This is a genomic window from Endozoicomonas sp. GU-1 (genome assembly GCF_027366395.1).
Taxonomy (GTDB): domain Bacteria; phylum Pseudomonadota; class Gammaproteobacteria; order Pseudomonadales; family Endozoicomonadaceae; genus Endozoicomonas.
The window spans coordinates 3,539,809-3,555,177 of sequence record NZ_CP114771.1 but is presented as its reverse complement, the minus strand read 5'-3'; the positions used below and the strand labels follow the sequence as shown (position 1 = coordinate 3,555,177).

Annotated in this window: 12 protein-coding genes; 8 read left to right on the top strand and 4 right to left on the bottom strand. The window is 46.8% G+C overall.

What is annotated here, in order from left to right; genetic code table 11:
* Positions 1–204 precede the first annotated feature (204 nt).
* Positions 205–2,349, bottom strand: a complete 2,145-nt coding sequence (locus O3276_RS14840) for a hypothetical protein (RefSeq protein WP_269672044.1) — start codon at positions 2,347–2,349, stop codon at positions 205–207.
* A gap of 293 nt (positions 2,350–2,642) precedes the next feature.
* Here O3276_RS14840 and O3276_RS14835 point away from each other — a divergent pair, with 293 nt between their 5' ends.
* Positions 2,643–3,077: a hypothetical protein gene (locus O3276_RS14835; protein WP_269672043.1), complete on the top strand. Its 435-nt coding sequence runs from the start codon at positions 2,643–2,645 to the stop codon at positions 3,075–3,077.
* A gap of 226 nt (positions 3,078–3,303) precedes the next feature.
* Here O3276_RS14835 and O3276_RS14830 read toward each other — a convergent pair whose 3' ends face one another.
* The 3 genes from O3276_RS14830 to O3276_RS14820 form a co-directional block, all read right to left on the bottom strand.
* Positions 3,304–4,308 (bottom strand): IS110 family RNA-guided transposase, encoded by a 1,005-nt coding sequence (locus O3276_RS14830; RefSeq protein WP_332328272.1) that lies wholly within the window; start codon positions 4,306–4,308, stop codon positions 3,304–3,306.
* A 31-nt stretch (positions 4,309–4,339) separates the two neighbouring features.
* Positions 4,340–5,305, bottom strand: a complete 966-nt coding sequence (locus O3276_RS14825; RefSeq protein WP_269672042.1) for a hypothetical protein — start codon at positions 5,303–5,305, stop codon at positions 4,340–4,342.
* Between the two features lie 165 nt (positions 5,306–5,470).
* On the bottom strand, positions 5,471–5,764 hold the full coding sequence (locus O3276_RS14820) for a hypothetical protein (RefSeq protein WP_269672041.1): 294 nt from the start codon (positions 5,762–5,764) through the stop codon (positions 5,471–5,473).
* 443 nt (positions 5,765–6,207) lie between these two features.
* On the opposite strand from O3276_RS14820, the gene O3276_RS14815 reads away from it, so the two are divergent.
* The 7 genes from O3276_RS14815 to O3276_RS14785 all read left to right on the top strand — a co-directional run bounded on the left by O3276_RS14815 (position 6,208) and on the right by O3276_RS14785 (position 15,365).
* Complete coding sequence (locus O3276_RS14815) at positions 6,208–7,656, top strand: YcjX family protein (protein ID WP_269672040.1); 1,449 nt, start codon at positions 6,208–6,210, stop codon at positions 7,654–7,656.
* Positions 7,653–8,657 (top strand): YcjF family protein, encoded by a 1,005-nt coding sequence (locus tag O3276_RS14810; RefSeq protein WP_269672039.1) that lies wholly within the window; start codon positions 7,653–7,655, stop codon positions 8,655–8,657. The genes O3276_RS14815 and O3276_RS14810 overlap by 4 nt, the downstream gene beginning before the upstream one ends.
* Before the next feature lie 276 nt (positions 8,658–8,933).
* A complete protein-coding gene (gene alr / locus O3276_RS14805; protein ID WP_269672038.1) occupies positions 8,934–10,064 on the top strand; it encodes an alanine racemase in 1,131 nt (376 codons plus the stop codon).
* Positions 10,065–10,149: 85 nt separating this feature from the next.
* Positions 10,150–11,016, top strand: a complete 867-nt coding sequence (locus O3276_RS14800) for a hypothetical protein (protein ID WP_269672037.1) — start codon at positions 10,150–10,152, stop codon at positions 11,014–11,016.
* A gap of 153 nt (positions 11,017–11,169) precedes the next feature.
* Entirely contained in the window at positions 11,170–12,198 is a 1,029-nt protein-coding gene (locus tag O3276_RS14795; protein ID WP_269672036.1) for a hypothetical protein, read from the top strand.
* A 109-nt stretch (positions 12,199–12,307) separates the two neighbouring features.
* Positions 12,308–12,718 (top strand): hypothetical protein, encoded by a 411-nt coding sequence (locus O3276_RS14790; protein WP_269672035.1) that lies wholly within the window; start codon positions 12,308–12,310, stop codon positions 12,716–12,718.
* Positions 12,719–12,935: 217 nt separating this feature from the next.
* Complete coding sequence (locus tag O3276_RS14785; protein ID WP_269672034.1) at positions 12,936–15,365, top strand: macro domain-containing protein; 2,430 nt, start codon at positions 12,936–12,938, stop codon at positions 15,363–15,365.
* The last annotated feature ends 4 nt before the right edge of the window (positions 15,366–15,369 follow it).

Here is a 15,369-nt window from a genome sequence, read left to right as displayed (position 1 = left end):
CAAACAAGGCAATACTGTTATGGATCATTGTTCAAAACTCCTCAACCATTTGCATAAAGAATACAAAAATTTGTTTCTGAAACTTCCCGCTGCGGTTAAAGTTCAGAAGCCCGATGATGAAGTATCCGCTGATACATAAGCAGTTATAAGAAAACATAAAAAAAATGACGAAAAGCAATCAGTGGCTCTTTATTAAATCAACATCTAACGTTGATCAGAACTGACTGAATTTGTAGAAATACCTTCGGATAATATCAGATTCCAGTCTTTTCCGGTCAACTTGGCCAGGCCGCAATAAATTGCATTATTTTTGGATTCCATCATCAGTTCACGCACCTGTTGGAAGAAAGCCCCTCCAAACTCACCGCGCAAAAACAACGCCAGGTCATCATCAGGACTGCCTGCCTTTGGCTCAAGAAGCGATCTTATCTCTGCATCATAAGTCATGTTCCCATAAAACAATTGCCCAATAATTTTATCCAGCAGACTTTGCTGACCGTCCCCATCCCTGAACGATGATGCCAGTAGAGCATCATCGGAAAAATCCGCCCTGAGGATATGAAATAAAGTGGGAATCAAGAGTGAAAAATTATCACAAATATCACCAACCAATTCATTCACGTCTATATCGCTACCAGTATCTTCCGTACTCACAGGACACTCCACAGTCGTTGCCCTGCAAACCTCAAAACGTCTGAAAGACAGGGGGGCAAGTTGCGATCTGAGATCGGGCATATTTAAACCTGAAGTACGATAAGCAATCAGCTTTTCTAAATTCACGTGGTTTCTCCGTAACGCTTTGCCACACCCTATGAGTTTTACCTTAAGGGCTTCAGGAATCGCCCCGGGTAACAGGCTATTGGCCAGAGAGAGGCATGACAGCCATTCTTGCTGGTTTTCGCTCAATAACCCACTGCTATAGGTGATCGCTTCCAGGAGAGATGGACGAAAGTGTGATTCAGCAAAGTGATTGGCACCAACCATGCCTGCAAACCCAGACACCAAATCCTGAGTTGCTATCGGGGATAACAATGGCCTTAGCTTTTTACACAGGTCCAGCGCCACAGAATAGTAGTTGTATGCCTGCAAATCGTGGGTGAGGCCTCTGCCAAGCTGCTCAATTCTTGCTCGCTCAACACTGGCAACAGGGTTATGCATGGCAGGGGTGTACTGCTGTTTGGCTGGAGGTGAGCCAGGCAGCTCGGGCAGCGGGGTATCGCCATCTGGCCGCAACGGCAGATAAGCCTTACCCAGCAGATTCATAAACGTAGCGCTGTTAGCCCCTTCCTGAATCAGGGGGCGATCAACACAGCTGATCCATTCAAATAATGGTTTGGGTACCGGGCCACAATACAGAAGCTCGACAGGTTCATGAACCGAGTTCTCCCATTCCCTGTTCTGCAAATCATAAAATGGCACCTGCAAGGATTTTTGTAATACCCGAAGCCGTTCAAGATTTGCCAGTGGGCTCAATACCAAAACCACCGTTTTCTCCAACTCTGAGGTATGGCTTTTCACGACCCCTGACAGCAATCTTCTGATAATCACGTCATGGGCAGGCTCCAGGGCATGATGGTGAATACCATAAAGTGGCAGCAAATGAATTCTACCGGCTTCCGTTTCTCTCAGGATTTTTGTCAGGCTGGCGGCTCTTGAGTCGCCCTTCATTAGCGCCGGGATATCCGGTTTTTGCAGTAAATAAGCGGTCTGATAGTTTGCCAGCGCCGGAAGGTCCAGGTTCTGATGCATGCCATTGCACCGCTCGATTCTGGGCGTCGTGTTGCTCCATTTGAAGGGCGGAATAACAATCGCCACTTTTGACACCAACCATGAGCGGTTACCGTTCATAGCCCAGAAACCAAGGGGTTGCACCAAAGGTCTTTGGTTAATAGCGCAATGATCCGCCAACTGTTTAAAAGGAATACACTCACACACCAGGCCAGAATAATGCAAAGTCTGTACGCCATCATTCCCGGGGTTAAATTCTGGCATGAATAACCGCAGCTTATCCTTCATCCGCTGCCATTCATCCTCCCCATTAAATTTCAGAACCAGCTCGACCCTGCCTTTAAAGCCAAGGTGAGCCAGCCCTTCGATGATACTGAATGCAGCTGTATGGTCTCCCTGACCGGGACTCTCGGCAAGCCCCACCCGGATAACAGGAATGGCACCCAGCTTCTCAGACAGGCTACTCTCTGCAGTATCAACCTTCCTCTTACCCAACAGGGGTAGATCAATGTCTTTTTTGGGCGACTCGTTATCACAACCGGATAAATGCTTGCGAACAGCGATAGCCCGAATGGATGAACAAACTGGAGAATCAGCAGGTCGCTTGCCACTTCTATTCATCGATCGCCTGGTCAGGGCATTTACAGACAGTGACGAATTCACGGCTATATCCGATTAACAAAAGTTCCCTAATATAGCTCGTCCCTCGTCCCGCTGCCCTGGCAAGACGGCAAGTTATACTGACAATCGAAACCTATCAACCGAAACAAATAAACAAATCCTCCCCAGATGGTCTACTTTTTTAACGGCGTTCCTGCTGCAGCATAAAAAGTCAATTGAACTGTGATGCGGGATTCTATTCCCGGCTGTGGTGGCCGCTGATTCAATCTCATTTAATAAATGGTCTGCTACCCATGAAACATTTACTGACATTTATAGTGACGCTATCACTGTGTTCAATTGCGCAGCTCTCAATCGCCGCCCAGTATCTGGATATGCCGCCAAGCTATGAAGATGCCACTACCTATACGATTCACCTGAAACCGGGTGATGACAGGGAAATCAATATGAGTGAAATCTTTCGTCTTTCCAGTGAGGGCTATACATCCATAAGAATCAAAGTGGCTACTGCTAACAGGGTTAATAGAACCAGCCCAGCCAGGCGGTATCCGTTTTTCCATAACGACATCGCTGAACGAATCCCTCATTGCCGCCTGTTAAGGCAGCATGACTACGATGATAATTATCGGGTATTACTGGACAACACCATTTATCAGTCCAATCTCAGCTACGATGATGCCATTTTACTGATTGGCAAACTCGTATCGGTGAACTCCTGTACATTTTGATGTTCATGGGCACAGCTTAAAAAATCCTGGCCCGGCCCTTCATCACAGGGCCAGGGCGTAAGATGCTATAGCCTATTGGTTAAATTACTGATATTAAGAATCTGACTGGCTCGGGAAACCATTTCGGTTCTGCATACATTCTCTTTGCCGTGAAAATCCCTGAACTCAAGGTGCAAGGAACCGCCCTGTACAGAACAAGGAACTATCGTATTAATAAAACTCAGGCTTATTTCTGAGCCTGAGCCAGGTAGCCGTAATCGACCAGTTTGTTCAACCAGCGTGCCGCATTCTTCCTGACCATCAAACCCTCGTAATCAGTGTCAGGATCAATATAAAGCTGGCGTAGCTTTAGTAAGGTATAAATTACACGAATGAGCTTGTGAGCTATGGCAACCAGGCTTCGCTTATGGCCCCTGCGAATGACCAGGCTTTGGTACTTGCCCTTGAACTGGCTCTTGGTCTTGATGGCAGCATTAGCCTCCTCGCACAAGATCGTTTTGATCATCTTGTTCCCTTTTCGGGTTCGACCACTTTTGCATTTCCCAGCACTCTCGTTGTTGCCCGGACACAGCCCCGCCCATGAGGCGATTTCCTTCATGCCTCCGAACTTGCTCATGTCATCACCGATTTCTGCGATCAGTGTTGCTGCACTCATTTCACTGACTCCGGGTAGCGTCTGCAGTATCTGCCAGGCTTCTTTCAAGGGCTCAATGCTTTTGAGAATCTGTTTTTCCAGCTTATCCTGCTGCTTGCTCAGAAAATCAATGTGATCCCGAATATCTGTCAATACGATGCGATGAGAAGGTGAAAGCTCTTCATCCATGCTGGCCATCAGCTGCTTTCTGTCGGCCTTCAGTCGACTATCAGCCTTCTTGATAATGTCCTGAAGAGATTCGCCATCAATCAGAGCGTTTACCATGCGCTGGCCAGACTTGCCGTTGATATCACTGATCAGGCCACCCAGTCGGATACCGCTGTCGTCCAGAATTTTATGAAGACGATTCTTTTCATTGGCCATTTGCTTGACCAGTGTGTCTCGCCGACGAGTCAGTAAACGTAATTGTTCCTGATCTGGGTGAGGTACAAAGCTCGGGCGAACCAGGCCGCAATGGGCAAGATGGGCGAGCCACTGGCTGTCCAATGTATCCGTCTTGCGACCGGGTACATTCTTGACGTGCCGGGCATTCACCACCCAAGGGTTCAGGTTGCAACTAATGATAGATGCGTAAATGCTTTGGGTGAAAGTCTCATACTGACAAGTACTATGGATCTACTTTATTAGGAAATGGGATGACATTGCCGTTATGACCGCTGATCTTGGCTCGATAGGTGACCGACAGAAGCCGCCAGCCCTTATCAAACCAGTCGCTCTGGATTAAAGACCTGATCGTTAGAATCCCTTGGCCTCCCGGATTTCTCCACCGCATTCCCGAACATTTCATGCGCTGAGTAACCAGTGTTTTGCATGCTGCTTCAATCACTCCGGAGCCGATGGGAAGACTTTTTGACAAATGCTCTACGTACTTCATCCGTGGGCTATTTTTTCTGAAGTATTCCAGTTCGGTCTTAAGCTTGGATCGGCGCGGGTGTTTTTTGTGTTGGTAAGCCAGGGCCTTGATGACTTTATCAATTCCGCCAGTTTCTTCTTTCAGAATATGCCGGTACGTTTTGAACTTCTCTTTAGCCTTTGGACTATTTTCACCGTACGACAGATCAAAGGCTTTCTTCAGGTGCTCTGCCGCATGGTAAAAGTCGATAATTTCATGACCTTCAGGTAAATCGCTGGAGAGATATGTCCAGTTGTCTTTGGCTCCATCTGCGACTTTCACCAATGTCAGACCCGGCTTTTGTTCAAGGACCTTATTCAGGTGATTCTTGACGGACTGTTTCAATGTCTCCTTTTTGCTCTCGGGCATTCGCCCCATCCTTATGGTGGATAGACGATTACCCAGATCATCATAAAACGACAGCGTCCCACAACTGGCTTCCTGACAACCCGCAGGGCCTCTGGTACGCTTGCCTTCAGCTGCTCCCTTGTCCCGTTTTTCCTGACGCTTTCCGTCCTTCATAGGCAGCATTACACCATCAAGAGAGGCCGCTACCGTCACAGCATTGGCTGGAACCTGAAAGTTGTCTGCCAGAATATACTCAAAAGGTTCAAGATACTGTTCCCACCGTTCACTGAGTTTTGCAGGAAGACGAGCCAAAGTACTGGCCGACGGTTTCATATTTCCCTGCAACTCAAGAAGGCTTGCAACTTCGGTTGGTGGCAACTGAGCCACCATCCATGCCGCTTGCTTTGCTGCCCTGGGTAACCAGAACCCTTCAACAATCCCTGCCTGGAGCTCCAGGGGGACTATACATTTGCTTCCTGAGCCGGATCGATACAGGGTTCACTTTACCCGGACAGGGCCAGCAGCAGATTGGTATGTTTGATGATTTTGAGCCACCCTGCGATAAACAGTGCCCTTGACCTCAATAGAAGGTTCATTGACGTCCAGTTTTTGGAGGTCTTCAGAGAGAATCTCCTGCTCTGCAAGAGCCATGAGGTTATGCAGTTCATTTTCGTAATCCTCCCAGTGGAGCTCATGGCATGACTGGCGAAGAAGAGATAACCGATGTTGCAGCATCTCGATTGCAGGGCAGTGATTACTAGCGGGAATGGTCAGTGGGTGACATACTTCCATGGAGGGCGGCCTCTCGCAGATGATTCTTTTGTCGCATGAAAATCATAGCTGCGTTTGGTCGCCTTTCCTGTTCGGGTATTTTGGCTCCGGGACGTAAAACCTATGCTCCAGAGTCTGGAGTTGTGCTCAGTATGAGACTTTCACCCTTTTGTTTCGCCAGGGAATGATAGATGCGCTCGAAATGATCACTCCATGGCATCATGTTGGGGTTGTTGTTTTTTGAGTAGAAAAAAGGTGTGAAACCGGTGACGGACCTGCTATTGATTTTCTCTTCAGGACAGCATCTAACCGCAGGGTTTAATGATTGCTGCTTACATGGGGTCGTATCATCTGAGGCTTCTACCTTCAGTACCCTTTTTGAGCCTTTAAATGTAACATAATGATTTTTAATCTGATTTAGTAATTATTCAGAGAATTAGACTCTTAAAATCGAGAATGGTTCAATGAAACCAATAAAGACCAAGGTCAAGCAGTCTTTGCTGATTGGGCAGGATAAAGCGATGGCTCTTGCCAGGTCTGCAGCCAGTTCCCTGGAAAATGGCGTCGACCGGCTGCTTAACCGGCGAATGACACTGGGAGTGACCGGCTTCAGTGGCAGTGGCAAAACCACCCTGATCACCAGTCTTATTCATCAGTTACAGCACTATCCTGATGCCCTTCTGGCTGCCTTCCCCCCGGTGCTTCAGGATCGCTTATTGGGGGTAAAACTGTCCGCTCTGAATGGTGTCACACTGTTTCCTTATCAGCGGGGTATTGACGCTTTATCAAGAGAGCGGTGGCCGGAAGCTACAAGGGATGAGTCTGGCTGCCTGCTGGAGATCAAGTTCCGTCAGCCACCCGGGTTATTGCGCCGGGGAAAACCGGGAATCAGTCGTCTTTATCTGGAGATTCGTGACTATCCGGGGGAGTGGCTGCTGGATCTGCCGCTACTGGCCATGGATTACCGTGCCTGGTGTGGGCAATGTCACGCCCTTTTTGACAGTGCCATACGCCGGTCTATTGGCCGGAGTTTTATCGAAAAGCTGAAGTCCATTAATCCTCTGGCGACCATTTCCGAGCTGGAACTGCAAGTATTGTGGCAGGAACAACTGACCTTTCTCAAGGCTTGTCAGCAGGCGGGCTTGACCATGATTCAACCCGGTCGCTGGCTGCATGCTGCACCTTCAGGTGATGAGAGTAAACTGCCGTTTATTCCCCTGCTTGCCATCACTGGTTGTTCAGAAGATCAGTTAAGTGAAGCTGTGGAGAGTTCTTTATTCAAAGTGTGTGCAAGGCATTATCAGCGTTACCTGGAAACCCGGGTCAAACCCTTTTATCAAAATACCTTTCAGAAGGTGGATCGACAGCTGGTGCTGGTGGATGTGCTCAAGTCGTTGAACCGTGGCCAGGAAGCGTTTGATGATCTTCGCTTCTCGTTGACTCAGGTACTGCAAAGTTTCGATTATGGGCGCAACAGTCTGCTCAGACGATTGATTCAGCCACGCATTGACCGGGTCGTTTTTGCCGCCAGTAAAATTGATCAGGTGCTGCCTGACCAGCATGAAGCGGTGAGGGGGCTGACAGCAAACCTGGTTCAGGAGGCCAGGCGCAGAGCGGCGTTCAATGCGACGGATGTCCGCTGTGAAGCCGTTGCCGCCGTTCGCTCAACGACATATGTCGATTATCAGGGGCATCAGGCTCTACAGGGGATGACGGAGCAGGGGCCGGGAGTACTACTGCATCCGGATATTCCGGAACAGATTCCGACGTTGGATGACTGGCAGGCTCTGGGCCATTGGCAACTGCGCCGGTTGCTGCCGCCCGGGGGGCTGCAGCTGATCACAGGTGGCCGATTACCCCATATCCGTCTGGATAGCATTCTTAATGATCTGCTGGGAGACCGGTTTTCATGACCCGACATCACGATCCGTACTTTATCCCTCTGGAACCAGAGCAACTCCTGGAGACTCCGGAGTCCATCAGTGATGGTTTCCGGGATCCGGTGTTGCAAGGACCTGAACTGGCGGCCAAACCACTGCGCTTTATCCGGTCGGCATGTTACGGGCTGCTGACCCTGTTGTTGATATTGGTGCTTTGGCAAACGGTGGAACTGGGCCTTTTTCTCTATCAACTGCATTGGTCTTTGGCCTTAGTGTTTGCCTTGCTTTTTCTGGCCCTGACGGTCACTGTCGTTAAAGCCGTGGTGGAGTTTTTCCTGTATCAACGGGACTTTCGACAGATCACCGAACTACAGGCGCAGGCTGCACAGTTTCGAGACCAGAGAACGACCGTATTAGCCAGCCAATGGACCGGGCAGTTGAGTAAGCTCTATCAGGGTAAGACCCAGCAGATGCTGCTGGAACAAGTGTGGTCTGAGATGCCGGATTACAGCGATGACAGCGAGCTGCTGGTTTACCTGGATAGCCATTTTTTCCAGACACTGGACCAGCGGGCGCTTGCCTGTATTTCACAACATAGCCAGCAAGTCGCTTTGATGGTGGCTCTCAGCCCATTTGCCGCCGTTGATATGCTGCTGTCGGTCTGGCGCAGTATCCGGATGCTGGATGAGATCTGTCAGGTATACGGCGTCAGGCCTTCATTGCCTGCCCGTAGCCACCTGTTAACCATGGTTCTGGAACAGATGGCGCTGGCTGGTGCGACAGAACTGCTGTCTGATCAGCTATCAGACTTTACTTCCAACCGGTTGCTGGGCGTGGTCAGCTCCCAGGCCGCCAGCGGGGTTGGTGTCGGTATCTATTCTGCCCGCATGGGGCTCAGGGCCATGGCGCTCTGTCGTCCAATTCCTTATGCGGATGGTCAGAAACCTGGCATTGGTCATTTAGCCAGAAGTATTCTCGCTGCCATGGACGCCCGGTTTCGGACTATGGCAGATCCCGGAAAAAAAGCAGATTAGTTTTATTCCCGCCTCATTGAAGGAGCACCTGCAGCGACAGGTTGCTCCTTAATCTTTATTCCCATTGACGTCGGCATTTTCACTGAGAAACTGACTCTGTTTAGTGGACTCTTACGGTCTATTAAAGATTAAAAAGCAATCAAAACTATGGATAAATACGATCAAAGGGTATTATTTATTCAATATAATGATTTCGATAAACACATAAAGAGCTGTTAGTTATTAATTGATAGGATGCTGCCCTTAACTGGCATTTCCGGGGGAGTCTCAAAAGGCATGGGCCGACCAGCAACAGCAAAGATAAACCTTGATGCACTGCGTCATAATTATCGTATTATCCAACAACTGTCTGCCAGGGGCGCTGGTAATGGTCAGGTGATGGCAGTGGTCAAGGCGGACGCCTATGGCCATGGTGCAACAGCCTGTGCAACCGCGCTGGCGGATATTGCCAGAGGGTTTGCCGTTGCCTTTATTGAGGAAGCCCTGGAACTTCGTGCTGCTGGCATCAAACAACCCATACTGCTGCTGGAAGGTTTCTTTGAACCTGCAGAACTGGAAATGATTGACCAGTATCGTCTGGATACGGTGATCCATCATCAGTATCAGATTGATGCATTAGTCGCCCACCGTCCCAACCATCCGGTAAGGCTGTGGCTGAAGATGGATTCCGGTATGGGGCGGGTCGGTTTTGCCCCTGACGAGTACCGCAAAGTCTGGGAGCAACTCAATGATCTACCTTATGTCAAAGACATTGTGTTGATGAGTCATTTCGCCTGTGCCGACGAGCCGGACAGTGATCATGCCCAACAGCAGCTGACAACGTTCAATACTTATACCCTTGGCCTGCCCGGTGAGCGCAGTTTTTGTAACTCTGCCGGGCTGGTTGCCCTGAAAGAAGTGCAGAGCGAATGGAATCGTCCTGGCCTGCTGCTGTATGGGGTTTCTCCATTTGCACAAATTCATGATATCCAGCAAACAATAAAACCGGTGATGGAACTGAGTTCAGCCATCATCAGCATCAAAACCATTCCTGCCGGGAGTTCCGTGGGGTATGGCAGTCAGTGGATTGCCCGGAGAACCACCCGGATCGGTGTGGTGGCTATCGGCTATGCAGATGGTTACCCCCGCCATGCCGCCAATGGCACACCGGTGTATATTAATGGCTGCCGTGTACCGCTGGTGGGCAGAGTATCCATGGACATGCTGACGGTGGACTTAACCGATTTGCCCGATGTGCAGATAGGGGATCGTGCCATCCTGTGGGGAGATGACTTGCCCATTAATGAGGTGGCAATGGGTGCAGGTACTATTCCTTATCAGCTGCTTTGTAATTTGAACCGTGTTCCTGTGCTATATCACGGCATTCTCATCCCTGAGCAACTGGATTTTGATCAAATGGAGATCTGATACCAATGCTATTTGCAAATTTCTGAAGCGGAACTTTTTCCCAAACCTATGTTCTGAAGGAAGGGAAAAAAGTAAAGGCATAACCATGAACGCTGCAAATGCTGTTATTGATCGTTTTGTCAGTTTTTCCGATTATCAAAGGTCAAGCGAATTTGTAAATTATCCAACAGCCAATATATTCAGTCCGTTACGAAAGGTAAGTTCAGAGCCTGCAAGAAATAATTATTTACCATTGAATCATGACTTAAAATTTGAAATTGCCAGATATCTTAATTTGAAGGACTTTATCGCCTTTAGCTCAATCAATGTTGATAGTTATTTTTCGCTTAGATCGGACGACCTTCTGGTAAGAAGAGTTCTTGAAAATGAACCGCTGGTAGTATTGTTTGAAAGACTCAATGATTTGAAACAAAAAGCACGACAATATCCCTTCGAAATTAATGGGCCAATTGAATTGAATGAGAATTATGACGCAATAATACCGCCTGTGGTCATATCTCCCGGGCCTGCACGACTTCTCTTAAAGAAAGATCCTGTAAACTATAAATATCAATCAGCTAATTTTGTTAAATTATTTCAATGTCTATGTACGCTTGCCAATGATGATTCAACGGATGTCTTTTTTAGAGCACATATATGTTCGTTAACGATAGATATTAATAACAGAATGAGTTTAAAGTGCGGTGAAAATACTGAACGTGCTGCACTGCTTGCGTTATATTTTATAGAGATTGCATCACAAGTAAACCAACTGATAAATATTGAAGAAAAAGATAAGAAGCTACATACATTAGCCAATATGATTGAAAACAATGAACTTATAATAGGTAATCTGAGTAAAGTTTATTATTTTAATTCAATATTAAGAAATAAGAACGCGTTCGATTGGGGCAAATTTATTGATTTTCTGCGACTAAAGAAGAATAAAAAACTGGAACTTTCTGATCTTTAGGCCGTCCACGATCTACTTTTCATGGTATCCAGAAAAAATAAAACCTGTGATGAAGTGTGTATTTGACTCAGGATTTTCATTGATCAATCCGAAGCGGAACTTTTTCCCAATCTGATGATCAAACCAATATAGAATTGCAGAAATGTAGGCATAATGATGAATTCTGAAAATGCCATTGTTGATAGTTTTGCTAATATTTCTGATTATCATAGGTCAAGTGAATTTGTAAAAAATCCATCGGCTAATATATTCACCCCGTTACGAAAGGTGACTTCAGAGCCTGCAGAAAATAATTATTTACCATTATCCCAGGAATTAAAATTTAAAATTACCCGACACCTTAATTTGAAGGACTTTCTCGCCTTTAGCTCAATTAATGTGGATAATTACCTTTCTCTTAGATCAGATGATCTTTTAGTAAAAATGGCTTTTAAAAACAAACCAAAAGTAAGAATTCTTGAAAGGCTTGAGGATTTAAAACAAAAAGCAGAAAAATACCCTTTTGATATTGATGAAAAAATTAAAACTGACCAGTCTCTGAATGTAATTATACCGTCTATTGCCCTATCTCCGGGTCCGGCAAGACTTATCATAAGAGATATTTTTGGCATTAATGACTATCAACCATACGATTTTGTTAAATTATTTCAACAACTATGCATGCTCGCCAAGGGTGATTCATCGGTAACTGAGCACAAACGACCAGAAGATTCTACAGATGATCCTCTGCAGCCTGATAGGGTTGATGAAATGACGACTGAAATTGAGGTTTTGTCAGTCAACAATGGGCAGTTAGATTCTACATGCAATCCTCTACAGCCTGGTAAAATTGCTGAAGTGATGACAGAAACTGAGGTTTTACCCATCAAAAATGTACAGTTAGATCCAGAGGATGTCTTGTTTACAGCACATATTTGTTCATTAGCGATAGATATTAATAACAGAATGAGTTTAAAAGGTGAGAAATATGCCACAACATTCGCTTTGTCTTTTTTAAACATTGCATTACAGGTTAAGCAAGTAATAAAAACTGAAGATAAAACTGATAAGGTGGATTCATTAGCCAATATGATTGAAAATAATAGAATTCACCTGGGCAGAATGAGAAAGGCACATTTTAATCGAGCTTTAATTAAAGCTGAGTTCGATTGGGACACATTTATTAATGGTCTGACTAAATAGCTAACCAATTTGGAACTTTTTGATCTAAAGGCTGTCTACTCTCTGCTTTTTGCAAAAAGCCAGATGACCAATTCTCAAGACTGGCTACGCCTGTCACGGGAACTTACTGGTGAAATCACGAGGTGACCGGTCAGTGAACGGTGTTTCCGGAGGTATCGTATATCCACAGGCTGCTCAACCCAACGGGGCCAATGAAGCTGCGACTACCCTGGCTGCGAGAGTGTCTGCATTTGGGCGGCGTTGTTGTCTGAATTCTACTGTCGGGTTATTGGGCGGATATGTTCTGCTGGTGGGTGGTGGCGTGGGCGGTGGTTTTCTCTATTCCCACTCCCGGGGGCGGGAGGTGAATGAGGTTGATACACAAGTTAATGTCATCTACGGTGCCCTGACCGGTTTAATGGTTTATGCCGCAGGGGTGTGTTGTGCATTTGCCTGTAAAAAGGCTATCGGTGCAAGGGCTGTTGAGTTGGTTCAGGAACCTTTACCGCTGATGGATCAAAATGGCTCACACAGCCGCTAAACCTGGATATTTCAAAAACGTAGTTGAGATATGAAGACACCATCCTTCGACTCCGCTTGTGGTGGAGGATATGGTTCTAGTGCAGAAAATGCTTACTAATTTTGGAACTATATTACCGATTTTCAGTCTAATTCCATTATTGGGTCTACAGTTGCCTTTATTTGATTGCACAAATAAATACTAAATACCAATTTTAAGATAATTTAAGGAGGCTGAAATGGATAGTGCCATTGAAACATTCTGTCGTTGGGTAATGGGTAATAGTTCTCTTATAATGGAGGAATGCGGAATTGATGAATGGAAACAACTGGTCTTTGGGCGAGAGGTTAGTTCAATTGATAATGCTCGCCTGCTTAAACAACTGAAAAAATATCCAGCCCTGAGTCATATAGTTGAAAAACGCGTTGTCAGAGCAAATGATGTGTCACGTTATTATCTTAATCTGGCTAAGGAGACTGAAAAAACATTGCCTGGCGAGGTAACACTGGTTACTTGTAATGAGGGATTATTGACATGGGTAAAGCGTAAAGATGACCTTGTGCCCTATGGGATAGTGAACTCTGTGGACACGAACATGCAATTCCATAGAGGTATTGCCAAGGTTATCAAAGAAAGTTTTGGTGGCAACAATAGTAATTATGTTCAGGTGTCTCAGCAGCGCGGGAATCGTATCCAACACGGTGAATGTTTTACTTATGACTGTACTCGTGGTGATAAACCACCTGAATTTAAAAATTGCCGGACAGTTCACAATGTGTTGGTTCCTTTAGCGGGTGATGGGGAGTTTGCAGAAAAGCTTGAAAAAACGTTTTTTGAGTTATTTAAAGCGGCTGATGCCCACCCAGGACTATCTCGGATTTACTGCCCTCTGCTCAGTTGTGGTCTTGCGGGTGGCAAAGGAAAAGATTTGGCAGAAGCGATTTCGAAAGCCAAGAAAAAATTTGAATCAACAGGCAGGCAAGCACCACAACTGGTTCTGGTGGGCAGGTCTTCTGAAGACAGTGACCGGACAGCATGCCAAGAATTTGCAAGTCACTGGAATATGCTGGCTCAACTTAATTCCGCAACACGTTCACCGGTTCGCCGTGTAACAACGCCCCCTGCAATGAGCAACCCCGGGGCTGTGGCCACGGCAATTAACACGACAGCAAGCACAGGCCGTGCTGACAAGGGAACGACAGAGCTGCTTCCCAGACAGCTGGAAATAGCAATGCACCCTGATTATGGCATGTTTGGTCGTGCCAGAGAGCTCTCGAAACAAGGAAAACCATTCGATCTGGTCAATGCTGCAAATAGTCAAATGCAACATAGTGGGGGTATCGCAGGACAATTTGCCCGTGATCTTGGCGCTCAATTTAACCACGATACCAGTATTAATAAGGTTGGAACTGGCGAGTGTTATACCACCGGGCCCTATGGATATGCCACTGATTCCACCCGTGGTTTGCGCCATTGCCAGCATATTCATAACGTGGTTGCCCCAAATAAGAAAGATTATGGTTTGAATGTTAACCGTTCTGGTGCAGGGGTAAAAAAGTATCAGCGGGATTTTACCAATGCTTTTGTTTCACTGCTCCTTGGAGCCAGCCAAAGGGGCAGCAATACCATTGTCAGTTGTTTTATAGGCTGTGCAATTTTTGGTGGCAGTGGTGAGGATATGGCCCAGGCGCTCTATGCGGCTTATCAGGATCCTCGTATACAGAAATTACCCAAAGTACCCAAGTTAATACTCGTGGGTTGGGATAATAAGAGTAATAAGGATAAGGAAGTACACGACGAGTTTATTCGAGTTTTCAAGAGCCTGAACGCGGCTAATCCGTTACATTTACCCTCGGGGATAACACCTGTCGGTGCCCAACCGGCAGGTGTTTCAGGCACTATGCTTGCTGTAGGACCGGGTGCAATCCCTAAGAAAACGGCCTCGTATTTCCAGACAGCCCAATCGGGAACTGCCAGATCTGAATCAACAGTGCCCTCCAGGTCAAGGCCTCAATCCCGGGTTTCAACCCCAGTCGATTCGCCCATACCAAAAAACTTTGCCAGGCTGTTTAGTAATTCAGGTGGGGTACTTGGCTTTGCTCATCAAAATTATGGTGATCGTAGATCATTCTCACTGGTAAATGCCGTGCAGAGACGTGGTGATGTGCTGAATACTGTTGTGGCGCTTCGTGGGGGTGCAAGAGGGGGGTATATCGAGCACATGATCAAGGACGGCGGTCAGGCTACCTTCATTCGCAAGGGATACTATCAATGTCAGGCATGGCGATATAAAGAGACTGACGGCTTTAAAGGCTGCGAGAAAATTCATTCGGTATTCTTTCCAAAAATAACAGATATAAGTGGGTTTTCGCAGCAGCTGGTAACGTTAATCACCAACGCTGCTCGGGAAGAAAGGCTGGTGTTCCCACTGCATGAGCTTGGAGGGGCTACAGATAGTGAACTCAAAGCTGTACTTAATCAGGTTTATTCAGATCCTCAGGTATTATCGATGGCCAGGCGAAGGGTGCTGCCAAAACTCTATTTTGTCGGTATGAAAGACGAGGCATCGTTGATGCCGGGTGATGCTATTGCACAAACGACAACGGGTTCGGACATAAGCCATCCAGGGGACGGGCACCCCTCGCCGCACGAGCTTGATCCAGACTGAGGTC